The sequence below is a fragment of the Actinocorallia lasiicapitis genome (assembly GCF_054778695.1).
Genome location: NZ_BAAGZI010000059.1, coordinates 1 through 22108, shown reverse-complemented (window position 1 = coordinate 22108; position 22108 = coordinate 1). Strand labels below are relative to the sequence as shown.

Sequence of the window (22108 nt, the reverse complement as noted above, 5' to 3'; positions counted from 1 at the left end):
CCTCCCATCACCCACCCCCTTAACCGCATCACCCCGCGTCCTGCCGCCCGCCCAACAAGGCCCACCCCACCACCCCGCCACAGCTCAAGCCGATCACCGACGGCCGGACCGCGCCGCCGCGCGAGGGCAGCTCCCGCGACGCGCCCCGCTTGATCGTGCCGAGCTGCGGCGTGTCGCCCGTTTGAGACACGTGAAACAGGCGACACGCCGCAGCTCGAGCCGATCATGAGCTGACGCCCGGGCAAGGAGCCTCGGGAGGCCGAACTCACCGAACAGCCTTGATCGCGTCGACGTGCGGCGTGTCGCCCGTTCGACAGGGCTCAACCCGTCAACTCGCCACAGTTCGATGCGATCACTGACGGCCGGGCCGCGCCGCCGCGCGAGGGCGGTTCCCGTGACGTGCCTCGCTTGATCGTGCCGAGCTGCGGCGTGTCGCCCGTTCGACAGGGCTCAACCCGTCAACTTGCCGCGGTTCGAGGCGATCACTGACGGGCGGGTCGCGCCGTCGCGGGAGGGCGGTTTTCGTGACGTGCCTCGCTTGATCGTGCCGACCTGCGGCGTGTCGCCCGTTTGAGACACGTGAAACAGGCGACACGCCGCAGGTCGAGGCGATCATGAGCTGATGCCCGGGCGAGGAGCCTCGGGAGGCCGAACTCACCGGACAGGCTTGATCGTGCCGAGCTGCGGCGTGTCGCCTGTTCGGCTCGGCTCAAACCGTCAACTTGGCGCGGTTCGGGGCGATCTTGGGTGGGCTGGGGATGTCGACATGGCGCGGGGTGGGCGGTCTTGGGGGGAGGGGTTAGAAGGTGGCGGTTAGTTGGGTGAAGGACCAGGGGGGTTGGGAGATGCCGCTGCAGGTTTCGGTTACGCCGCCGCCGGGGCAGGGGCGGTCGCGGTTGACGGACCAGAAGGCCAGGCGGCCCAGGTTGTGGGAGGCCGCCCAGTCGCGGATCTGGGTCCAGGTGGTCAGGGAGGTGAGTTCCTGCTGGTCGGAGAGGCCGTTCATGCCCGAGATGCCCATGTGGGAGTAGGCGGTGGCGTCGTCCCAGCCGAAAGTGCTCTTCAGGAGGGTTTTCAGGCCCTCGGACGCGTTGACGGTGTTGCCGTACATGTCGGCGCCGCCGCCGAAGTCGAACGGCATGAGGGTCCAGTTGTCGACCGTGACGCCCGTCGCCTTCGCCTGCGTGATCAGCCGCTGGGCGTGGAAGCCGGGGCCCGTGGTCGACGTGCCGACCGTGACGACCACCTTCGTGTTCGGATTGTTCTGCTTGACGATCTTGAGCCCGCCGAGGATCCGGTCCTGGACGGTCGTGTTCTCCAGTTCGTCGGTGTTCTCGATGTCGAAGTCGACGGCCAGCGGATGGTAGGCGTCGATGACCTGCTGGACGGCCGCGGCGAACGCCGCCGGTGACGCGCAGTTCGGGCCGAGCTTGTTGCCCTGCCAGCCGCCGAACGAGATCTGGACGTCGCCGCCCGCCGCCTTGATCGCGTTGATGGCGTTGACGTCGCCGGCGCTGGTCAGTGGACGCTGCCCGTCCCAGGCGGGGGTGCAGCCGCCGCCCGACAGCATGAACGCCATGGTGAACGCCTTGATCCCGGTCGCGTTCATCACGGTGACGGGGTTGGGCGGGTCGCCCCAGCCGAGGTACAGGTAGGGCGCGCCCGCCATCCTGGTGCCGGGCGGGGTGGTGCAGCCGGTGGTGGTGAAGGTGACGGGCTGGCTGTGCGGCGATTCGCCGGCGGCGTTGTAGGCGGTCACGTCGTAGGTGTGGGTGGAGCAGGCGGCGAGCCCGCCGACCGTCGCGGAGGTGCCGCTGACGGTGGCCTTCACCGTGCCGCCCTCGTACAGCCGGTACCCGGTGACGGCGCCGGTCGCGGCGCCCCACGTCACCGCGGCCGAGTTCTGCGACGGCGTCACGGCCGGGACGCCGGGCGTGCCGGGTGCTCCGCCCGTCCCGCCGCCCCCGCAGGACGCCCCGTTGATCGTGCAGTTCGCCGGGGTTCCGGTCAGGCCGCCGGGCGTCCCGTTGAACCCGAACGTGACGGTCGCGCCGGCGGCGAGGGCCGGCTGCCAGCCGGGGTTGGTGAACGTGTAGTGCTGGCCGCTGCGCGCGAGCTGGGCGTCCCACGCGGAGCCGATGGAGTGCCCGGCGGGCAGGTCGAACTGCACGTTCCAGCCGTTGACGGCGCTGGACGTCCCGTTGGTGATCGTGTACTTGCCTTCGAAGCCGGAGCCCCAGTCGGACACCTTGGTGAAGCTCGCGGTGACGCCCGCGGCCTGCGCGGGCGTCGCGAACGTGACGGACGCCGCGACGAGCACGGCCGCCGTGAACAGCTGGCGGATACTCATGGTCTGGGCTCTCCCTTAAGGTTCTATTAGGAAACCTTCCTATCAATTCTGCGCATGGTAGCCCGCCGTGCCGTACCCGCCAAGGGCCCAAAGATCTGAGTAGGAGCACCGGGACAGCGGTCCCGGTACTCCGGGTGGAACGGGGCGTTGTGCTCAGGCGTCCCGGGGCCGTCGCGGGCGAAGGTAGGACCGGTCGGAAGGAGACCGGAACCATGGACTGCTGGGACATACCCGGATACACCGCCGTGCGCGAGCTGGGCGTGGGCGCGTTCGGACGGGTCGTGCTGGCCACCAGGGACGGCGACCGGCGGCGCGTCGCCGTCAAATGCCTGACCGACCGGGGCCGGCACGCGGAGTTCCGGCGGGAGGCGCAACTGCTGGGCGCGGTCAGATCCCGGCATGTGGTGCGGCTGCTGGACTACGTCGAGGGCGCGGCGATCGTGATGGAGCACGCCGACGGCCGGAGCCTGCGCGCCGTCCTCGACGAGCAGGGCGCGCTGGCGCCCGAGGCGGCGCTCGTCCTGGTGAAGGGGGCGCTCAGGGCGCTGTCAGACGCGCACCGCGCGGGCGTCGTGCACCGCGACTGCAAACCGGACAACATGCTGGTCACCGAGCGCGGCGTGAAACTGGTGGACTTCGGGATCGCGGCCCGGTCGGGGGTGGAGACGGAGTCCGTCGGGACGCCCGCCTACATGGCGCCCGAGCAGTGGCAGGGCCTGCCCGCCACCCCCGCCGACGATCTCTACTCGGCGACGGCGGTGCTGTACGAATGCCTGACGGGCGACCGCCCGTACCGGGCCCGCGAGGTCGTCGCGCTGGCCGCGCAGCACTTCCACGCGCCCGTCCCGGTCCACGGGGTTCCGGCGCCGCTGCGGCCGCTGATCCTGCGGGGCCTCGCCAAGTACGCCGACGACCGTCCCGCATCGGCGGCCCGCTTCCTCGACGAGCTCGACACGACCGCGCGCCGTGCCTACGGCCGGTCCTGGGAGCGGCGCGGCCGCAACGCCCTGAGCCCGTTCGCACTGGCCGCCTGACCGGGGAAAACAGGTTGCGGGCCCTTCTAGCATGGCTGGCATGTCACTCGCGGAAGAGATCGAACAGCGCCTGAGCGCGGGCCTGCCCCCCGGCCAAGACCCGCTGGTGCGCCGATCCGACCGCGCCGACTTCCAGGCCAACGGGCTGCTCGCCGCCGCCAAGAGACTCGGGACGAACCCCCGCGAACTCGCCGAGCGGGCCGTCGCCGCCCTCGACGACGAACTGTTCACGTGCGAGGTGTCGGGGCCCGGCTTCCTCAATCTGACCGTCCGGGACGACGTGCTGCTCCAACGGGCCGCCGCGGCCCTCGCCGACCCGCGGCTGGGCGTCCCCGCGCCGCTGCACGGCACCACCGTCGTCGACTACTCGCAGCCCAACATCGCCAAGGAGATGCACGTCGGCCATCTCCGGTCGACGATCATCGGGGACGCGCTCGCCCGGATCCTCGGCCATCTCGGTGAGAACGTCATCCGGCAGAACCATCTCGGCGACTGGGGCACCCAGTTCGGGATACTCATCGAGCACCTCGCCGACGCCTCCGCCGAGGACGCCGACCACGCGCTCGAAGATCTCGTCCGGCTCTACCGGGAGGCCAAGGAGCGGTTCGACGACGACCGGGAGTTCGCGACCAGGGCACGGGAGCGGGTCAGGATCCTCCAGTCGGGCGATCCGGCGACCCTCGCGCTCTGGCAGCGGCTCATCGACCAGTCGAAGATCCACTTCACTGAGGTGTACGACCGGCTCGACGTCCTGCTCACCGACGAGGACGCGGTGGGGGAGAGCTTCTACAACCCGATGCTCGGCGAGGTCACCGCGGAGCTGGAGCGGCTGGGCGTCGCCCGGATCGACCAGGGCGCGCTCTGCGTGTTCACCGACGAGGCCGACACCCCGCTGATCATCCGGAAGTCCGACGGCGGCCACGGCTACGCGACCACCGATCTGGCGGCCGTCCGGCACCGGGTGCGGACGCTCGGCGCGTCACGGATCCTGTACGTGACCGACGCCCGGCAGGCGCTGCACTTCCGGCAGGTGTTCGCCGCGGCGCGGGCCGCGGGCTGGCTCGGCGACGCGTCGGTGGAGCACATCCCGTTCGGGATGGTCCTCGGTGAGGACGGCCGGCCGTTCAAGACCCGTTCCGGCACGACCGTCCGGCTCATCGACCTGATCGACGACGCCACCGCGCACGCCCGCGCGCTCTCCCCGGACGACGCGACCGCCGACCAGGTCGCGGTCGGCGCGCTCAAGTACGCGGATCTGTCCAACAACCGCACCAAGAACTATGTGTTCTCGCTGGAGAGAATGGTCTCCCTCACGGGCGACACCGGTGTCTACCTCCAGTACGCCCACGCCAGGACCCGGTCGATCCTCGCCAGGACGGCCGACCGCGGCGGCGTCCACCCGCAGGCCGCGCTGACGGCCCCCGAACGCGAGCTGATCCTGAAGCTCGACGAGTTCGGCGCGGCGCTGCTGGCGGTGGCCCGCACCGCGGAGCCGCACCGGCTCTGCACTTACCTGTACGAGCTGTCGCAGACCTTCGCGAAGTTCTTCGAGAACTGCCCCGTCCTCAAGGCGGCTCCCGAAGCCCGTCCGCACCGGCTGCTCCTCACCGAGCTCACCGCCGAAACCCTCAGCACCGGCCTAGGCCTCCTCGGCATCGCCGCCCCGCCGAGGCTCTAGGACGGGTGGTTCCTAGCCGAGCTGGACGCCGAAGAAGAGGGCGGCGAGGGCGCTGAGGGCTCCCAGGCCGCCGGTGGCGCCGATGAGGGGCTTGCTCTTGGCCTGGGAGTGGACGAACGCGGAGACGCCCGAGATGACCACGAACACCAGTTTCACGTTCAGGGTCATCTGGGCTTCGTCGGACAGGTCGACGGCCTGCATGTTCCAGATCCCGGTGACGAGCAGGACCGCGAAGGCGGGCCAGGCGACGACGGCGAACCGGTTGGCGGCGGCCTTGGTGGCGCCGTCGAACCCGCGGATCGCGGGCACGAGCGCACCGAGCACGATCTGCCCGCCGACCCAGATGGCCGCGGCGAGAATGTGCAGGAAGAGTCGGATGTCCGATGAGGTGACGGCGAGCATGGCGCAAGGCTAGCCCCTTGGCGCATGGGGCAGGATCGAGGGGTGGAGGCTGAGGTGAAGGAGCTGGCCGGGCTGGTGTCGGGCGGCGGCGTGGTGGTGCTGAGCGGGGCGGGGCTGTCCACCGAGTCGGGGATCCCCGACTATCGGGGGCCGACGGGGCGGGCGCGGAACGCCGAGCCGATGACCTACCAGCGGTTCACCGGGAGCGCGGAGGCCCGGCGACGGTACTGGGCGCGCAGCCAGGTCGGGTGGCGGCACCTCGCGCGGGCCGCGCCGAACGGCGGGCACCGGGCCGTCGCGGAGCTGGAGCGGCGGGGCCTCGTCCACGGGGTGATCACCCAGAACGTGGACGGGCTGCACCAGGCGGCGGGCGCGGCGCAGGTGATCGAGCTGCACGGGGCGCTCGACCGGGTGGTGTGCCTCGGCTGCCGGGAGCGGACCGCACGCGACGCCCTGGACCTGCGGCTCCGGGAGGCCAATCCCGGCTGGGACGCCCTCACCACGGCGATCCGCCCGGACGGCGACGCCGCGCTGCCCGACGAAGCCGTGCAAGGTTTCACCGTCGTGGACTGCCTGGCCTGCGGCGGCCTCCTCAAACCCGACGTGATCTTCTTCGGGGAGAACGTGCCGGGGCCGCGCGTCGACCGCTGTTTCGCGTTGACGGCGTCGGCGCGTCTGCTGCTGGTGCTCGGCTCGTCGCTGACGGTCCGGTCGGGCTACCGGTTCGTGGAGCGGGCGGCCGCCCTCCGGATTCCGGTCGCGATCGTCAACCAGGGTGAGACCAGGGCCGACGCGCTGGCCGCGCTCACCCTCGACGCGCCGCTCGGCGCCACGCTCGACGGGGTCCTCGCGACGCTCGCCGGTTAGGGTCGGCCGTATGGCGATCGCGATCTTCAAGGACCTGTGCGTCGACGCCGTCGAGCCCGCCGTGCTCGGCCCGTTCTGGGCGGCGGCCACCGGGCTCGACTGGATCCCCGACGACGTCGGCGAGGGGCGGCTGACCGGCCGCACCCCGCGGCACACCGTCTGGATCAACCGGGTGCCCGAGCCGAAGACCGTCAAGCACCGGATCCATCTCGACGTCCACACCCGCGATCTCGCCGCGCTCGAAGCGCTCGGCGCGCGCCCCGGCGAGGGGTTTCCGCGCTGGACTGTCATGACGGATCCGGAGGGCGGCGAGTTCTGCGCGTTCGTCCGGGATGTACTGCCCGCCGACCGGATCCACGGCCTGGCCGTCGACTGCGCCGACCCGGCCGCGCTGGCCGCCTGGTGGGGCCGGATCTACGGGGTCGAACCGCACGACAACGAAGGCGGCGGCTGGTGGACCCTGGACGCGATCCCCGGCGCGCCCTTCACGACCATGGATTTCGCGGCCGTCCCGGAGCGCAAGACCGTCAAGAACCGGATCCACTGGGACGTCACCGGGGAGGCCGCCGAGCTCGTCGCGGCGGGCGCGACGGTTCTGCGCCCCCGCGACGCCGAGCTCCGCTGGACGGTCCTGGCCGACCCCGAAGGCAACGAGTTCTGCGCCTTCACCGCGCGGGACGCCGAGGCGTCTCCGGGATTCTGACAACGAGCGTCCGCGGAGTCCGTCGGTGTCCCCATAGGACGGGACGTGTCCGGCATCACACACTTCTGGAGCCTCGTCCACCCCCTCCAGAAGGGAACCACCCCCATGAGACGGCTCTTCGCCGTGTTCGCGGCCTGTGCCGCGGTGCTCGCCTTCACCTCCCCGTCGCAGGCGGCCGACCCCGGCTACCAGCGGGGACCCGCGCCGACCCCGCAGAGCGTCCAGGCCGCGACCGGCCCGTTCGCGATCTCCACGACGACCGTCCCGGCCGGTGCGGGCACGGGCTTCAACCGCGGGACGATCTACGCGCCCACCGATCTCAGCCAGGGCACCTTCGGCGCCGTCGTGGTGATCCCGGGCTTCACCGAGCCCGAGTTCACGATGAGCTGGTACGGGCCGCGCCTGGCCAGCCAGGGCTTCGTCGTCTTCACGCTGGAGCCGACGACCGTCCTGGACTTCCCGGACGCCCGCGCCGACCAGATGCTCGCCGCCCTCGACTACCTCACCACCAAGAGCGCGGTGAAGGACCGGATCGATCCGACCCGGCTCGCGGCGCTCGGCCACTCGATGGGCGGCGGCGCGGCCCTGCGCGTCGCGCAGAAGAAGCCGGCGCTCAAGGCGGCCGTCGCGCTGGCCCCCTGGCACCTGGACTTCAACTGGGCGGCCGTGAAGACCCCGACCCTGATCTTCGGTTCCGACAACGACTTCATCGCGCCCGCGGGCTCCATGGCCGAGCCGTACTACCGGAGCGTCACCGCGCAGGAGAAGGCGTACCTGCTGCTCAAGGGCCAGGGCCACATGGCCTACATCTTCCCCAACACGACGGTCGCCCAGTACACGATCGCGTGGCTGAAGCGGTACGTGGACGACGACGAGCGCTACGCCCAGTTCCTCTGCCCGGCGCCCGCGCCCAGCGCCCTCATCGCCAAGTACCTCGACACCTGCCCCGCCTGACGACGGACCCGGCGACCGCACCGCCGGGCTAACCCGCTCCCGCCAGGTACTCCAGGAGCCCGTCGAGGGGGAGCGTGTTGATGACCAGGTCGGGGGTCACGCCGCAGCGGACGGCGCGATCACAGCCGGAGATCTGCCAGTCGAGCTGGCCGGGCGCGTGGGCGTCGGAGTCGATCGAGAACCGGCAGCCGGCCTCGACGGCGGGCCGGAGCAGCCGTTTCGGCGGATCCTGCCGCTCAGGCCGGGAGTTGATCTCCACGGCGACGTCGTAGGCGGCACAGGCGTCGAACACGAGCGCCGCGTCGAACTCCGACTCGGGACGCAGCCCGCCGCGCACCCCGCCCGCCTTCACGATCCGCCCCGTGCAGTGGCCGAGGATCGCGACCCTCGGATGGGCGACGGCCGTCACCATCCGCCGGGTCATCGCCACCCGGTCCATCCGCAGCTCGGAATGGACGCTCGCCACGACCACGTCCAGCCGGTCCAGCAGATCGTCGTCCTGGTCGAGTGAGCCGTCGGGCAAGATGTCGACCTCGATCCCGGTGAGGATCCGGAACGGCGCCAGCTCCACGTTCAGCTCCTCGACCACGGTGAGCTGCTCCAGCAGCCGCTCCCTGGTCAGCCCGCGCGCCACCTTCAGCCGGGGCGAGTGGTCGGTCAGAGCCAGGTAGTCGTGGCCGAGCGAGCGCGCCGTCTCGGCCATCTCCCGGATCGGGGCGCCGCCGTCCGACCAGTCGCTGTGGGTGTGGAGATCGCCGCGGAGGGCGGCCCGCAGCGCCGTCGCGGCCTCGTCGGCGGGTTCGCCGCCCGTCGCCTCCAGCCGTCGCAGATAGACGGGCACCTCGCCGCGCGACGCCTCCTCGACGACCAGCGCCGTCACCTTCCCGATCCCCGGCAGCGCCGTCAGCGTGCCCGTCCTGACCCGTTCGGCGACCTGCTCGGCGCCGAGCTCCCGCAGCAGCCCCGCCGCGTTCCGGAACGCCCGCACCCGGTAGGCGGGCTCGTGCGCCCGCTCCAGCAGGAACGCGATCCGCTCCAACGCCTCCACAGGTCCCATACCGCACCCCTACCCAGGCCGCCGCCCCCTGACCGCGTTAGGTTGACGGCCATGAGCGAGCAAGTGACCCGGGTGGCCGACGCCCCCGAACGCGGCAGGTTCGAAGTGTTCCTCGAAGGCGAACTGGGCGGTTTCGCCGAATATAAACTCAACCCCGGCTCGATCTCCTTCATCCACACCGAGATCGACCCGCGGTTCGAAGGCCACGGGCTGGCCGGGCGGCTCGTCCGCGAAGCCCTGGACACGGCGCGGGAACGGGGCCTGAAGGTCTACCCGTACTGCCCGTTCGTGCGGGGCTGGATCGCCAAGCACCCCGACTATCTGGACCTCGTCCCGGAAAAGCGCCGCGCCCAGTTCGATCTGGCCTAACGCAGCAGGACCTGGTCGGCGGGGGCGGAGGTGTCGTCGGACCAGCCGTCGTGGCCGTCCTCGGGGGTCCATTTGCGGCCCGCGTGCCGGACCTCGGTCAGCCCGTAGGCGTGCGCGTGGGCGACCGCCCAGGACGCCACCGACCAGCCGTCCGCCTCCGAGGCCGCCCCCGGAAGCTGGATGCCGCCGTCCGAGGCCGTCATCCGGCTGCCGAACGAGCGGCGCAGCTCCCGCACCGCCTTGGCCGCCTCGGCGGGCCCCGGCGCGGAGTCCGCGCCGAACCAGCAGGTGACGCCCGCCGGCTCGGCCCCGGAGAACCCCTCGGCCAGCAGCAGCGCCATCCCCTCGTGCTGGGCGTACAGGGAGCCGTCGGCGCTGCGCTGGACGGCCTGCGCGGCGTCGTGCAGCGGCCGTTTCGTGTAGTTCGAGACCTTGGTGAGCGCGTCGAAGAACCGGTTCGAGGAGTAGACGGGGTCCTGGAGCTGCTCGGGCCTTCCCCAGCCCTGCGACGGCCGCTGCTGGAAGATCCCCACCGAGTCCCGGTCGCCGAACGACAGGTTCATGATGTGCGACTCCTGCTCGGCCGTCGCATAGGCGATCACCAGGGCCCGCGGGGGGAGCTTCTTACGGTAGGCGACGGCCGCGATCGTCGCGGCGTTCGGGGCCTGGGCGAGATCCAGTTCGATCTCGTCGCCGTCGGCCCTGACCGCGCAGCCCTCCCCGAGCAGCGCGGTCTCGATCTTGTTCACCAGGGTGTAGCCGCCGACGACCAGGGCCGCCGCCACCAACCCGGCCAGCCCTGCCATCACCCACCGCCACCGCATGAGGAAAACGTACCTTTCCGGCGGAGCGGCTAAGCCAGCCAGTCTCTGAGCCGCGCCTCGCATTCGGTGACGCTCGGCAGCCACACCCGCTCGTCCTTGTGGTGGGCGAGGGTCGGGTCGCCGGGCGCGTAGTTGACGGCGGGCACGCCGAGCGCGGCGAACCTGGCGACGTCCGTCCAGCCCAGCTTGGCCCTGACCGCGCCCTTCTCGACGGCTTCGGCCAGGTCGCAGCCGGTCACCGCGCGGACGAACGCGGCCGCCGCCGGATCCTCAAGCCCCGGCCTGGCCGCCTCGCTGGAGTCCACGACCACCACCTCGAACCCCGCGAACAGCTCCCGCAGATGCGCTTCGGCCCCCGCCAGATCACGATCCGGGGCGAACCGGTAGTTCACGCTCACGACGCACTCGTCGGGGACGACGTTCCTGGCGATGCCCGCCCGGACGAACACGGCGTTCAGGCCCTCGCGGTACCGGATCCCGTCGACGACGGGACGGCGCGGCTCGTAGGAGCCCAGCAGGTCGATGATCGGCTTGATCGCGTGGACGGCGTTGGCGCCCATCCAGGAGCGGGCCGCGTGGGCGCGGGCGCCGCGCGCCGTCACCTCGACGGTCAGCGCGCCCTGGCAGCCGCCCTCCACCCCGTTGTCGGTCGGCTCCATCAGCACCGCGAAGTCACCGGCGAGCAGCTCGGGCCTGGTCTCGACGATCCGCTTCAGGCCGTTGCGGTCGGCGTCGACCTCCTCGCACTCGTAGATCGCGTAGGTGACGTCGCGGGACGGTTCGGTGAGCGTCACGGCCAGGCGGAGCAGGACGGCCAGACCGCTCTTCATGTCGCAGGAGCCGAGCCCCCACAGCACGTCGCCGTCCATCCGGGACGGCCAGTTGCCGTTGACGGGCACCGTGTCGGAGTGCCCGGCCAGGATCACGCGTTCGGCGCGCCCGAGATCGGTGCGGGCGATCAGGGTGTCGCCGTCGCGGACCACGTCGAGGTGGGCGCAGGCCCGCAGCCCCTGCTCGATCTCGTCGACGAGCGCCTTCTCGTTCCCGCTGACCGACTCCACATCGACCAGGGCCCGGGTGAGTTCTTGCACGTCCATCCTGAGATCCATGCCACCAACCCTATTCCCGGAGGGCTACCGTGATCGGCATGGACAAGCGCATTCACCGCAGGGGAGCCGTGACGCTGAGCGGGCGGGCCCTCCCGGAAGAAACCCATGACCAGCGGCTCCTGGACGAGCGCGGCTCGGCCGAGTGGCTGCACAAGGATCCGTGGCGGGTGCTCCGCATCCAGGCCGAGTTCGTGGAGGGTTTCGGGCTGCTCGCCGAGGTGGGCCGCGCGGCCTGCGTGTTCGGCTCGGCCCGGATCAAGCCGGGCACCGAGTACTACGAGCTGGCCGTCGAGACGGGCAGGCTCCTCGCCGAAGCCGGCTACGCCGTCATCACGGGCGGCGGCCCCGGCATCATGGAGGCCGGCAACAAGGGCGCCGACCCGGCGGGCCTGTCCATCGGCCTCGGCATCGAGCTCCCCTTCGAGCAGTCCATGAACCCCTACCTCGACATGGGCATGGAGTTCCGCTACTTCTTCGTCCGCAAGACCATGTTCCTCAAGTACTCCCAAGCCTTCGTAGTCCTCCCCGGCGGGTTCGGCACCCTCGACGAGCTCTTCGAGGCGGTGACGCTCGTCCAGACCGGCAAGGTGACGCGCTTCCCGATCGTCCTCATCGGCCGGACCTTCTGGCAGCCGCTCCTCGACTGGATCAAGAGCACGCTCCTGGCCGAGGGCCTCATCGCCGCCGCCGACCTGGACCTCCTCCACCTCACCGACTCCCCGGCCGAAGCCGTCCAGATCATCTCCGACGCCCACGCCTCCCTCGACCAGGCCCGCCGCAACGAGGAACGCTCCCGCGCCGCCACCGCCGAATCCGCCGGCACCTGATCAAGAGCAAGCCCGGGCCTCCGATGACCTTCCCCCTCGGCACGGACCGCTACGGGGGAAGGTCATCCTCGATCAATCGTCCTTCCAGTCGGCCCGCCTCGGACTCTTGCCATCGCCCCAGAATCGCGGCGCTGTAGCCGACAAGGCGCCATGGCCACATACTCAGATTGATCTAAGTATGATTAATCTGAGTAAGTTCGATGTGAGCTGGGGGCCGTTGTGGTGGGTTTCGTGGGGCGTGGGCGGGAGCTGGATCTTCTGCGGCGGCATTTGGGGAGGGTGCAGCAGGGGAGGGGCGACCAGCGGGGCAGGGCGATTCTGCTGCGGGGGCGGCGGCGGGTGGGGAAGTCCCGGCTGGTCGATGTCTTCTGCGAGGGGGCGGGGGTCCCCTATGCGGTGCACCAAGCCACGCGGGGGGAGCGGTCAGAGGTCGAGCTGGCGAGGTTCGCCGCCTCCGTCCTCCGCTCGGATCTTCCGGGCAGGCAGCTGATGGAGGGCGTCCGTTTCGACGCCTGGGACACCGCGCTGCGCCAGCTGGCCGTGGTACTCCCTGATGATCAGCCGAGCATCGTTGTCATCGATGAGCTGCCCTGGCTGCTGGAGCAGGACCCCGCTGCCGAGGGGACTCTGCAGACCGTGTGGGACCGTGTGCTGAGCCGCAAGCCCGTGCTCCTCATCCTCATCGGTAGCGATCTGGCCGTGATGGAGCAGATCTCGACCTACGGGCGGCCGTTTCACCAGCGGGCCATCGAGATGGTGCTGCCTCCGCTCAGTCCGCGCGAGGTGATGTCGATGACCGGCCTGTCTCCGGCCGATGCCTTCGACGCCTACCTGATCACGGGAGGTCTTCCCCTGGTCTGTCAGGAGTGGCCTGAGGGTGCCGATCGCGGACAGTTCCTGCGTGAGGCGTTGGATGATCCGACGTCGCCGTTGCTCGTCTCGGGGGAGCGGACGCTGAGCGCGGAGTTCCCCACCGCATTGGTGCCCCGGACCGTGCTCTCGGCGATCGGTACGGGGGAGCGTACTTTCTCCACGATCGCGGCGCGGGCAGGTGCGGGCAAGGAGGCTCCGCTGCCTGCCGGATCGCTCAGTCCGATCCTGCACGCCCTCGCGGCCAAGCGGATCATCTCCGTCGACACTCCGCTGTCGACCCGGGCGGGGGACCGGGATCGCCGATACCGGGTCGCTGATCCGTATCTCCGATTCTGGTTGACTTTTCTGGAGCGGAACATCCCCGAAGTCGAGCGCGGCCGCGGTGACCTGGTCGCCGAGCGCATCGAGCAGAGCTGGACCTCGTGGCGGGGCCGGACCATCGAGCCGGTCATCCGCGACGCCCTGGCCCGGCTACTCCCCGACCCCCGTCTCCCGGGAACCCGTGTGGTCGGCGGGTGGTGGAACCGCACCAACAACCCCGAGGTAGACCTCGTCGGAGCGGACAAGGAGGCTCCCGCGAACCGGGTCAGGTTCGTCGGCTCCATCAAATGGTTCGAGCAGGCCGCCTTCGGGAGTCGTGAACTACACACCCTGACCCGCGAAGCGTCGATGGTGCCCGGAACCGATCCGGATACCCGGCTCGTGGGGGTGTCCAGGTCGGGGTTCGCCGTCGAGGGCCTGCACGCGGAATTCGGTCCCGACCAGCTCATGGAGGCGTGGCCGGAGGCCTGACATCCGCCGTGAACGGACATGGCCGTTTCCGCCTTGGGGGGAGCTGTTCTTCGTTCTCTTCCAGCGCACGATCACCCGCGGCATCTCCGTGGGCGCACTCAAATGACGCCGGTCGGCCGGTTGTCGGGGGGCTGGTGTAGAACCGGTGGGGACGGAAGGAGCGGGTGTGGGGTTCACGGTGACGGTGTTCTGTGCGTCGAGTACGCGGATCGACGGGAAGCACGTGGAGTTGGCGGGGCAGGTGGGGGCGGAGCTGGCGCGGCGCGGGTACGGGCTGGTGACCGGAGGCGGGGTCGAGTCGTGCATGGGGGCCGTGGCCAAGGCGGCGCGGGCGGGCGGGGCGCGGACCGTCGGGGTCGTCCCGCACGGGATGCCCGGGTCGCAGGAGCGCACCGACGGCGACAACGATGAAGTGATCTTCACTTCGGACATGCGGACGCGCAAAGCCGAGATGGACCGCAGGGGCGACGCGTTCCTGGTGCTGCCCGGCGGCATCGGCACCCTGGAGGAGCTGTTCGAGGTCTGGACCGCCCGCAGCCTCGGAATGCACGACAAACCGATCGTCATCCTCGACCCGCACGGCGTGTACGCCCCGCTGCAGGCCCTGATGCAGCACCTGTTCGACGAGGGCTTCAACCGCGAGAAAGCACTGTCGGCCGTGGTGTATGCGACCACCATCGACAAAGCTTTCGCAGGTCTCGAGGCCGGAAACCGCCATTTCACTCCGACACAGGAGGAAGTCCTGGAGTTCTGACAGGTTTCCGCAGGGAGACATGGAGCGTTCAACTCGGCCTGTGAGGCTCCATGTCGATCACCCCTGCGTTCCAAGGAGAACTGACACATGGACGTGTCCCGTCGTGGTTTCGTGGCCGGAGGCGTCGCCTCCATCGCCGTGGTCGGCGCGCTCGACACCGTTTTCACCGCCCCCGCCTCGGCCGAGGAGTCCGAGGAGGCCTACGGTTACGGCCCGCTGATCGCCGACCCCGCCGGCATCCTCGACCTGCCCGCCGGTTTCTCCTACAAGATGCTGTCGGCCGTCAGCACCCCGCTCGGCCCGAACGGCGGCGTCGTGCCCGGCGCCCACGACGGCACCGGCCTGTTCCCCGGCAGCACCCCGGGCGGCTCCCGCCTGGTCCGCAACCACGAGCAGGGCGCCAGCGGCGTCAAGGCCGTCGCCGCCGCGAACCTGACCTACGACCCCGCCGCGTTCGGCGGCACCACCACGATCGACGTGGACGCCGACGGCAACGTCGTCTCCCAGTACGTCAGCATCGCGGGCACCGCCACCAACTGCGCGGGCGGAGTCACCCCGTGGGGCACCTGGCTTACCTGCGAGGAGACCGAGGGCATCAAGGGCGAGACCAAGTCGCACGGCTGGGTGTTCGAGGTCGACCCGCTCGGCGTCAAGACCATCGCCGAGCCGATCAAGCCGCTGGGCCGGTTCGCGCACGAGGCCGTCGCCGTCGACAACCACAGCCACATCGCCTACCTGACTGAGGACGCCTCCGGCCCGTTCGGCCTGTTCTACCGCTTCCTGCCGAACAACCACCGGGGCGGCTACCACTCCTACGCCGACGGCGGCAAGCTCCAGGCGATGCGCGTGCCCGGCGTCGACGACCTGTCGGTCGTGCAGGTCCCCGGCACCACCTTCACCGGCATCGAGTGGGTGGACGTGCCGGACGCCGAGGCCAAGGCCGTCTCGGTCCGCAAGCAGTTCGCGACCACCGGCCAGGTCACCCGGTCGCAGAAGCTCGAGGGCGCCTGGTTCGACAGCAAGAAGGCCTACTTCGTCGCCTCCTACGCGAGGAAGTCGAGCGGCGCGGTCGCCGACCACGCCGGCCAGGTCTGGAAGTACGACCCCAAGGCCAACTCCCTCACCCTGGAGTTCATCTTCAAGCCGGGTGTCGGCCGGTTCGCCGAGCCCGACAACATCACCATGTCGCCCTACGGCGGCGGCGTGATGCTCGCCGAGGACGGCGAGGGCGAGCAGTACCTGTTCGGCACCACCCGTCACGGCAAGGCGTTCGCGATGGCCCGCAACGCGTTCAACGACAGCGAGTTCACCGGCGTCATCTACTCCGAGGACCGCAGGACCCTGTTCGCGAACCGCCAGTCGCCCGGCGTCACCTTCGCGATCACCGGCCCGTTCGAGAAGATCCGCGCCCGGTAGCTCCGGTTCACGTTCGGCGCTTCCTCCCTGAGATCGGGGCCGCCCTCCCGCGGGCCCCGTCTCCACCGGCGTCCCGCACCTGCGTGCGGGGCGCCGGTGTGCTCTCAGGCCAGGGCGCGGCGGGTCAGGGTGGGCGGCCGGACGCCCTGGATCGACGCCACCATGTCGAGGACCTGCCGGAGCGGCCCCGGATCGGCCGTCTCGAACGCCGCGACGCCGAGCCACGCGTACACCGACGCCGCCGCCAGCGCCGCCGGATCGGACCCGGTGACCGTCACCTTGACGGGCCCCCGCGCCAGCAGGAGTTCGAGGGCCGGGACCGCCGGGTCGGCGCCCGCGTCGAGCAGGGCCGACGGGTCGCCGGGGGCGGTCGTCCACACGAGTTGGCGGTCGGTGTGCGCGTCCATGGGGTCGAGCATGGCACGATCGGGGTGCCGGCCGATCGGCGCGGGTGCCTTCCGGCGCCGGACGTCCGGGCGTCAGGACCGTGAGGAAGGGTTTTCCGTGCCTGTTGTTCTCGTGCTGGCCGCGCTGGCCGTCATCGCGGCGACCGTCGCGGTGGCTTACGGGCGCGGTGGCGAGCTCGCCGAGACCGTCCCGGACCATCCGCCGGTCGGGATGCCGCCCCACCGGCAGCTCCAGGGGGCCGACGTGGCGCTGCTGCGGCTGCCCAAGGGCCTGTTCGGGTACAACGTGGCCGTCACCGACGACGCCCTGGCCAGGCTCTCCTACGCCCTCACCGAGCGCGAGAACCGGATCGCCGATCTGGAGCGCCAGCTCGGTGAGCTCCGGCTGGACCGCCAGGACGCCCCGGCCTGGCCGTTGCCGGCGGACACCGCGTCCTGGCTGCGCGAGCCGGAGGGCTGGCAGCCCGTCGAAGACCAGCCCTACGAAGGCCCCCGCTGATGGCCGCGCAGGGCGTCGCCTGCGCCTGGGCGACGGCCGCTCCGGAATATGTGGAATACCACGATCTGGAATGGGGACGCCCGGTCCGTGCCGATGACGATCTCTATGAGCGGCTCTGTCTGGAAGCCTTCCAGTCCGGGCTCTCCTGGCTGACGATCTTGCGTAAGCGGGCGGGGTTTCGGTCGGCCTTTTCGGGCTTCGATCCGGTCCGGGTGGCGGCCTACGGGCCCGACGATGTGGCCCGGCTGATGGCCGACACCGGGATCGTCCGCAACCGCGCGAAGATCGACGCGGCGATCGTCAACGCCCGCGCCGCGCTGGAGCTCGACGGGGGCCTTTCGGCTCTGATCTGGCGCTTCGCCGACCCCGCCGCTCCGGTTCCCAAGGTCATGTCCGACGTTCCCGCGCAGACCGCAGGTTCCGCGGCGCTTGCCAAGGAGCTGAAAAAGAACGGATTTCGGTTCGTCGGACCGACCACCGCTTACGCCCTGATGCAGGCCTGCGGGCTGGTCAACGACCACCTTCTGAGCTGTCCGGCACGCCCCTTCGGCGGGCCGGATTTGATCGTCCAAGCCTGATCGTTACCACTTCGCGCCCGGAACACGGGATAATGGACCACTACTGAAAGACGGTGGCGCGACAGGCGGCCGGCTCGCGCGGTGCCCGAACGGCCCAACGGGCCGGGGAGGAAGGGGATGCACGCATGGCGGCGATGAAGCCGCGGACAGGTGACGGTCCGCTCGAAGTTACCAAGGAGGGCCGTGGCATCGTCATGCGCGTGCCGCTGGAGGGCGGCGGCCGGCTGGTGGTCGAACTGACCCCGGACGAGGCCAAGGAGCTCGGCGAAGCCATCAAGGGCGTCGTCGGCTAGATCTCGGTCGGTTGGATCTCGGGGCCTCCAGCCTCAGATCTCCACTCGAGAACTTCATATCGGCACGGTCCCGGAACGGCACAGGCCGCCGGGACTCGTGTCGTTTCCCGACTCTCCGCCCCTTTGAGGGCGTTCCGCAAGGGGGATGTGTTGCCGGTCGAGACGAGCGTGCGCACGGTTTCCGGTCCGCTCAGCACGGTTTCCGAGGCCCGGATCTGGGCGATCCCGCAGGGCGCGGAGCCCGGTTTCGATCCCGGCGTCCCCCTGGACGACCTGCTCGCCTTCCACGCGGCCAAGGGCGAGCCAGGGGAGATCATCGCGACCCCGGTCGTGGTCGACGGCGCCGTCCATGAGCTGCTGCTCTACGGCACCGGCGACGGTTCGCCCGCGGCGCTCCGCAAGGCCGGTGCGGCCCTGGTCCGGCGGGCCAGGGGCCAGTCCGCGCTGGCCGTCCTGGCGCCGGGCGCCGGATCCTGCGCCCTGGACCCGTTCCTGGAGGGCGCGCTGCTGGCCGGCTACGACTTCGGCTACAAGACCGGCGGCAAGAAGCCCCTCACCGAACTCCTGCTGATCACCGAGGACGAGGGCAGCGGCCGCGGCCAGGTGATCGCCCAGGCGGTGGCCCTGGCCAAGGACCTGGCCAACGAGCACGCGGTCGACAAATGCCCCGAATGGCTGGCCGACCGGGCCGCCGAAGTGGCCGCGACCACGGGCCTCCAGGCCAAGATCTGGGACGAGCAGGCCCTCGCCGACGACGGGTTCGGCGGGATCCTCGCGGTCGGCGCCGGCTCGGCCCGTCCGCCGCGGCTGATCCAGCTCACCTACGCGCCGGAGGGCGCGACCCGGCACATCGTGCTGGTCGGCAAGGGCATCACGTTCGACACCGGCGGGCTGTCGCTGAAGCCGTCGGACGGGATGAAGACCATGAAGACCGACATGACGGGCGGAGCGGTCGTGATCGGCGTCCTGTCGGCGCTGCGCGCGCTGGACGTCCCGGTCAAGGTCACCGGGCTGATCGCGTCGGCCGAGAACATGCCGTCGGGGTCGGCGATGCGGCCGTCCGACGTGATCACCCACTTCGGCGGGATCACCTCCGAGGTGCTCAACACCGACGCCGAGGGCCGGCTCGTCCTCGCCGACGCCCTCGCCTACAGCGACGCCGTCCTGGCCCCCGACACGGTCGTCGACATCGCGACCCTGACGGGCGCCGCCAAGGTCGCCCTCGGTCTCAAGCACGGCGCCCTGTTCGCCACCGACGACACCCTCGCCCAGGAGCTCACCGCGGCGGGCACGGCCGTCGACGAGCCGCTGTGGCGGCTGCCGCTGACCGACGACTACCGGGACGCGATCTCCTCGGACGTCGCGGACGTCGCCAACATCGAGCGCCGCGGCTTCGGCGGCGGCTCGATCATGGCCGCCCTGTTCCTGGAGAAGTTCGCCGGCTCCCAGCCGTGGGCCCACCTCGACATCGCGGGCCCGGCCCGCGGCCCGGAGGGCTCCACCGGCTACGGCGTCCGGCTGCTGCTCGACTGGCTGACGGCCGATACTGGAATTTGATTCAAGGAAACGCAAAAGCCCGGTCGCGTCAGGCGGCCGGGCGTTTCTTTGCGCTGGGTTGGGCCGTTCAGGCGGCGGGCGGGGCCTTCCGGACGACCTTGCGCTTGCGCGGCAGGCCGACCCTGCGGTCCTCGTAGGGGGCGTCGGTGTGCGAGCGGACCGTTTTGATCACCTCGTCGAGGCCGACGGTCCAGCCGGGCAGCGCGCGGACGGACCACCGCAGCAGGGGCACTCCGGGCAGCCCGTGGGTCTTGACCATGATCATCTCAGCGCCGCCGGACCGCCGTGCCTCCGGCGCCTCCGGACGGGCCAGGAACGACAACTGGTGCGAAAGGCCCCGTCCCGTCGGGACTCCCTCGCTCCACGCGCACACCGCCGCGACGTCCGCCCACGGCAGATGACGATCACGGGAGCGGGAGATCGGCCACTTCGCCGGAACCGTCACACCGGTCTCGTCGATGACCAGGAGTGGCCGCCGCCCCAGCAGATGCCCGACCACGACCACCAGGACGCCGCCGAACCCGACCACGCCGATGATCCCCAACGTGAGGAAGAGGATCCCGCCCGCGCTGCCCGGGTCGTAGAGGCCGCCGACGATGAAGAACGCCGAGCACACGACCAGCGTCACGACCCCCAGGGCCTGGCCCGACCCGCGGAAGGAGGGCCGCAGCCTGACCTCAGCCACGCTTCTGCGCCACGAGCAGGCCGCCGCCGACGGGCAGCAGCAGCGGGATCAGGGCCTCGTCCTCGGCGATCAGCCGGATGACGTCGGCCCGCTGGGCCTCTTTCCCCAGCGCCTTGTCGAACGCGACGACCCCACCGGGCCGCAGCAGCCGCAGGGCCGCCGTCAGGTACTCGGCGTACTCGCGCTGCACCGCGTCCGCGAAGACCAGGTCGTAGGCGCCGTCGGTGAGGCGCGGCAGGACGTCCAGCGCCCGGCCCGCGATCATCCGGGTACGGGACGCGGTGAAACCGGCGTCCGCGTAGGCCATCTTGGCCAGCCGCTGGTTCTCCGGTTCCACGTCCACGCTGGTCAGCACCCCGTTAGGGTGCATTCCACGGAGCAGCCAGATCCCGGAGACCCCGCAGCCCGAACCGATCTCCACGACCGTCCGGGCGTTGATCAGTGACGCGACGAACCGCAGCGCCGCCCCGCCGGCGACACTGATCGGGAACGCCCCGTACTCGTCTCCGAGCCGCCGGGCCTCCCGCAGCGCCTCGTCCTCCGGGAGGAATCCCTCCACGTAGGCCTGCACGTCGTTGATGGCCGCCTCTTTTCCACTCCCGCGTCCTTCCGGGCAAAACGATAGCGCCGACCGGGAACGATGAGGCGATCCCCGGCGTTCTAAAAATCACCAGCCGAGGGGATTGGATGACCAGCGCGCCCTTGGCTCTGTCAGGGAAAGGGTGATCTGAGACACCATGACGGTCTCAGCGGTTCCATATCAGGGCATGGCGGGCCAGGCCGTCGGACGCGAGAACGCGCCCTCGGCCGACTGGACCCCTCCGTCGTGGGACCAGGTGGTCCGCGACCATTCCTCCCGTGTCTACCGGCTCGCGTACCGGCTGACCGGCAACCAGCATGACGCCGAGGACCTCACCCAGGAGGTCTTCGTCCGCGTGTTCCGGTCGCTGGCCAACTACACGCCCGGCACGTTCGAGGGCTGGCTGCACCGGATCACCACCAACCTCTTCCTCGACCAGGCGCGCCGCAAGCAGCGCATCCGCTTCGAGAACCTGGGCGACGACGCCGCCGACAGGCTGCCGGGCCGTGAGAAGACCCCGGCCCAGGTCTACGAGGACACCAACTTCGACGACGACGTCCAGGCCGCCCTGGACGCGCTCGCGCCGGACTACCGCGCGGCCGTCGTCCTCTGCGACATCGAGGGCCTGTCCTACGAGGAGATCGCCGCGACCCTCGACGTCAAGCTCGGCACGGTCCGCAGCCGGATCCACCGCGGCCGGTCCCAGCTCCGCGCCGCCCTGGCCCACCGCGCGCCCGCGGGGGCGGCCCGGTGACCGTCAGCCCCTGCCTGGGCGAGAGCATCACCGCGCTGGTCGACGGCGAGCTCGACCACGACGCACGCGATCTGGCCCTGTCCCACCTGGCCGGCTGCGACTCCTGCCGCGCCGAGGCCACCGCGTTCCGCGCCCTGAAGAAGCGGCTGAGCGTGCTGACGCCGCCGTCGGCCGCACCCGCACTGCTGGTCCGGCTGTTCGCGATGGGCGACACGGCGCATCTGCCGCTCGCCGACCTGTCGGCCGAGCTGCTGCGCCGGCTGTCCGGGCCGACTCTGCCCAAGCCGTCGCCGTTCGCGCCGTCCTTCCACCCCGCCGACGCCCGCCTCAAGGGCTTCTACGCTCCGGCCGCCTCCTACGGCCTGCCGCCGTCCGGCGCCGAGGCGCTGCGCCCGCCGAAGCTCTCCTCCGACGCGCTCCGCCCGTCGGACGATCTGCTCGACAAGCTCTACGCCCTGGCCTCCTCGCCCGATTCCGGCGCCGACGACTTCCACCGGGTGCTCGCCGACGACGTCAAAGAGAGCGATTCCTTCCTCGAACGCCTGTTCGCCCAGCCTGAGGCGGCGGCACCCGGCGTCCCAGAACCGTCCTTCGACGCCGCCCCGCACAGCCCGTTCAGGCCGGGCGGCCCCGAAATCGGGCTTCCGGGCGCGGCCGACCTGTTCGCCCCACCGCGGCCGCCCGTCGCGCCGGGTGGTTCGGACGCGTTCCTGCAGCGGCTGTTCGCGGTCGCCGAGCCCGAGGGC

At 70.9% G+C, this 22108-nt stretch carries 25 protein-coding genes; 16 read left to right on the top strand and 9 right to left on the bottom strand.

Annotated features, from left to right (window positions below; all coding sequences use genetic code 11):
* Positions 1–28: 28 nt before the first annotated feature.
* Positions 29–190, bottom strand: a complete 162-nt coding sequence (locus tag ACYVE7_RS09985) for a hypothetical protein (RefSeq protein ID WP_460364311.1) — start codon at positions 188–190, stop codon at positions 29–31.
* 609 nt (positions 191–799) lie between these two features.
* Positions 800–2350, bottom strand: coding sequence for a cellulose binding domain-containing protein (locus tag ACYVE7_RS09980; protein ID WP_460364310.1), 1551 nt, complete (start codon positions 2348–2350; stop codon positions 800–802).
* A 212-nt stretch (positions 2351–2562) separates the two neighbouring features.
* On the opposite strand from ACYVE7_RS09980, the gene ACYVE7_RS09975 reads away from it, so the two are divergent.
* Together ACYVE7_RS09975 and argS are read left to right on the top strand one after the other, a co-directional pair.
* The gene (locus tag ACYVE7_RS09975; protein ID WP_460364309.1) at positions 2563–3384 is read left to right on the top strand and encodes a serine/threonine-protein kinase; all 822 of its coding nucleotides are present in this window, start codon (positions 2563–2565) and stop codon (positions 3382–3384) included.
* 40 nt (positions 3385–3424) lie between these two features.
* The gene (gene argS, locus ACYVE7_RS09970; protein WP_460364308.1) at positions 3425–5062 is read left to right on the top strand and encodes an arginine--tRNA ligase; all 1638 of its coding nucleotides are present in this window, start codon (positions 3425–3427) and stop codon (positions 5060–5062) included.
* 12 nt (positions 5063–5074) lie between these two features.
* Here argS and ACYVE7_RS09965 read toward each other — a convergent pair whose 3' ends face one another.
* Positions 5075–5464, bottom strand: a complete 390-nt coding sequence (locus tag ACYVE7_RS09965) for a hypothetical protein (protein WP_460364307.1) — start codon at positions 5462–5464, stop codon at positions 5075–5077.
* Between the two features lie 42 nt (positions 5465–5506).
* Between ACYVE7_RS09965 and ACYVE7_RS09960 the strand changes: the two genes are divergently transcribed.
* The 3 genes from ACYVE7_RS09960 to ACYVE7_RS09950 all read left to right on the top strand — a co-directional run bounded on the left by ACYVE7_RS09960 (position 5507) and on the right by ACYVE7_RS09950 (position 7988).
* Entirely contained in the window at positions 5507–6331 is an 825-nt protein-coding gene (locus ACYVE7_RS09960; RefSeq protein WP_460364306.1) for an NAD-dependent protein deacetylase, read from the top strand.
* A 10-nt stretch (positions 6332–6341) separates the two neighbouring features.
* Positions 6342–7034 carry a VOC family protein gene (locus ACYVE7_RS09955; protein WP_460364305.1) on the top strand — a complete coding sequence of 231 codons (693 nt, stop codon included), beginning with the start codon at positions 6342–6344 and terminating at the stop codon, positions 7032–7034.
* 105 nt (positions 7035–7139) lie between these two features.
* The gene (locus tag ACYVE7_RS09950; RefSeq protein WP_460364304.1) at positions 7140–7988 is read left to right on the top strand and encodes an alpha/beta hydrolase family protein; all 849 of its coding nucleotides are present in this window, start codon (positions 7140–7142) and stop codon (positions 7986–7988) included.
* Positions 7989–8016: 28 nt separating this feature from the next.
* Here the strand turns inward: ACYVE7_RS09950 and ACYVE7_RS09945 are convergent, their stop codons facing one another.
* Positions 8017–9045 carry a PHP domain-containing protein gene (locus tag ACYVE7_RS09945; RefSeq protein WP_460364303.1) on the bottom strand — a complete coding sequence of 343 codons (1029 nt, stop codon included), beginning with the start codon at positions 9043–9045 and terminating at the stop codon, positions 8017–8019.
* 51 nt (positions 9046–9096) lie between these two features.
* On the opposite strand from ACYVE7_RS09945, the gene ACYVE7_RS09940 reads away from it, so the two are divergent.
* Complete coding sequence (locus ACYVE7_RS09940) at positions 9097–9414, top strand: GNAT family N-acetyltransferase (RefSeq protein ID WP_460364302.1); 318 nt, start codon at positions 9097–9099, stop codon at positions 9412–9414.
* On the opposite strand, the gene ACYVE7_RS09935 is transcribed toward ACYVE7_RS09940, so the two are convergent.
* Positions 9411–10238 carry a hypothetical protein gene (locus tag ACYVE7_RS09935; RefSeq protein ID WP_460364301.1) on the bottom strand — a complete coding sequence of 276 codons (828 nt, stop codon included), beginning with the start codon at positions 10236–10238 and terminating at the stop codon, positions 9411–9413. The genes ACYVE7_RS09940 and ACYVE7_RS09935 overlap by 4 nt on opposite strands.
* 29 nt (positions 10239–10267) lie before the next feature.
* A complete protein-coding gene (dapE, locus tag ACYVE7_RS09930; protein ID WP_460364300.1) occupies positions 10268–11347 on the bottom strand; it encodes a succinyl-diaminopimelate desuccinylase in 1080 nt (359 codons plus the stop codon).
* Between the two features lie 38 nt (positions 11348–11385).
* Between dapE and ACYVE7_RS09925 the strand changes: the two genes are divergently transcribed.
* From ACYVE7_RS09925 to ACYVE7_RS09910, 4 genes are all read left to right on the top strand, one after another.
* Positions 11386–12174, top strand: a complete 789-nt coding sequence (locus tag ACYVE7_RS09925) for an LOG family protein (protein WP_460364299.1) — start codon at positions 11386–11388, stop codon at positions 12172–12174.
* Between the two features lie 279 nt (positions 12175–12453).
* Positions 12454–13839 (top strand): ATP-binding protein, encoded by a 1386-nt coding sequence (locus ACYVE7_RS09920; protein ID WP_460364298.1) that lies wholly within the window; start codon positions 12454–12456, stop codon positions 13837–13839.
* Between the two features lie 166 nt (positions 13840–14005).
* Positions 14006–14593, top strand: a complete 588-nt coding sequence (locus ACYVE7_RS09915; protein WP_460364297.1) for an LOG family protein — start codon at positions 14006–14008, stop codon at positions 14591–14593.
* Positions 14594–14680: 87 nt separating this feature from the next.
* Positions 14681–16009 carry an alkaline phosphatase PhoX gene (locus ACYVE7_RS09910; RefSeq protein WP_460364296.1) on the top strand — a complete coding sequence of 443 codons (1329 nt, stop codon included), beginning with the start codon at positions 14681–14683 and terminating at the stop codon, positions 16007–16009.
* 104 nt (positions 16010–16113) lie between these two features.
* On the opposite strand, the gene ACYVE7_RS09905 is transcribed toward ACYVE7_RS09910, so the two are convergent.
* Positions 16114–16428, bottom strand: coding sequence for a hypothetical protein (locus tag ACYVE7_RS09905; protein ID WP_460364295.1), 315 nt, complete (start codon positions 16426–16428; stop codon positions 16114–16116).
* 85 nt (positions 16429–16513) lie between these two features.
* Between ACYVE7_RS09905 and ACYVE7_RS09900 the strand changes: the two genes are divergently transcribed.
* From ACYVE7_RS09900 to ACYVE7_RS09885, 4 genes are all read left to right on the top strand, one after another.
* A complete protein-coding gene (locus tag ACYVE7_RS09900) occupies positions 16514–16915 on the top strand; it encodes a hypothetical protein (protein WP_460364294.1) in 402 nt (133 codons plus the stop codon).
* On the top strand, positions 16915–17493 hold the full coding sequence (locus ACYVE7_RS09895) for a DNA-3-methyladenine glycosylase I (protein WP_460364293.1): 579 nt from the start codon (positions 16915–16917) through the stop codon (positions 17491–17493). The genes ACYVE7_RS09900 and ACYVE7_RS09895 overlap by 1 nt, the downstream gene beginning before the upstream one ends.
* Positions 17494–17618: 125 nt before the next feature.
* Positions 17619–17786 (top strand): DUF3117 domain-containing protein, encoded by a 168-nt coding sequence (locus ACYVE7_RS09890; protein ID WP_344835359.1) that lies wholly within the window; start codon positions 17619–17621, stop codon positions 17784–17786.
* Between the two features lie 150 nt (positions 17787–17936).
* Positions 17937–19343 carry a leucyl aminopeptidase family protein gene (locus ACYVE7_RS09885; RefSeq protein WP_460364292.1) on the top strand — a complete coding sequence of 469 codons (1407 nt, stop codon included), beginning with the start codon at positions 17937–17939 and terminating at the stop codon, positions 19341–19343.
* 67 nt (positions 19344–19410) lie between these two features.
* Here ACYVE7_RS09885 and ACYVE7_RS09880 read toward each other — a convergent pair whose 3' ends face one another.
* Both ACYVE7_RS09880 and ACYVE7_RS09875 read right to left on the bottom strand, forming a co-directional pair.
* On the bottom strand, positions 19411–20028 hold the full coding sequence (locus tag ACYVE7_RS09880) for a hypothetical protein (RefSeq protein WP_460364291.1): 618 nt from the start codon (positions 20026–20028) through the stop codon (positions 19411–19413).
* Complete coding sequence (locus ACYVE7_RS09875) at positions 20021–20608, bottom strand: O-methyltransferase (RefSeq protein ID WP_460364313.1); 588 nt, start codon at positions 20606–20608, stop codon at positions 20021–20023. The genes ACYVE7_RS09880 and ACYVE7_RS09875 overlap by 8 nt, the downstream gene beginning before the upstream one ends.
* Before the next feature lie 187 nt (positions 20609–20795).
* Here ACYVE7_RS09875 and sigE point away from each other — a divergent pair, with 187 nt between their 5' ends.
* On the top strand, positions 20796–21362 hold the full coding sequence (gene sigE / locus ACYVE7_RS09870; protein WP_460364312.1) for an RNA polymerase sigma factor SigE: 567 nt from the start codon (positions 20796–20798) through the stop codon (positions 21360–21362).
* Positions 21359–22108, top strand: a 750-nt coding sequence (locus ACYVE7_RS09865; RefSeq protein ID WP_460364290.1) for an anti-sigma factor family protein, incomplete at its 3' end; no start/stop codon positions are given. The genes sigE and ACYVE7_RS09865, both read left to right, overlap by 4 nt.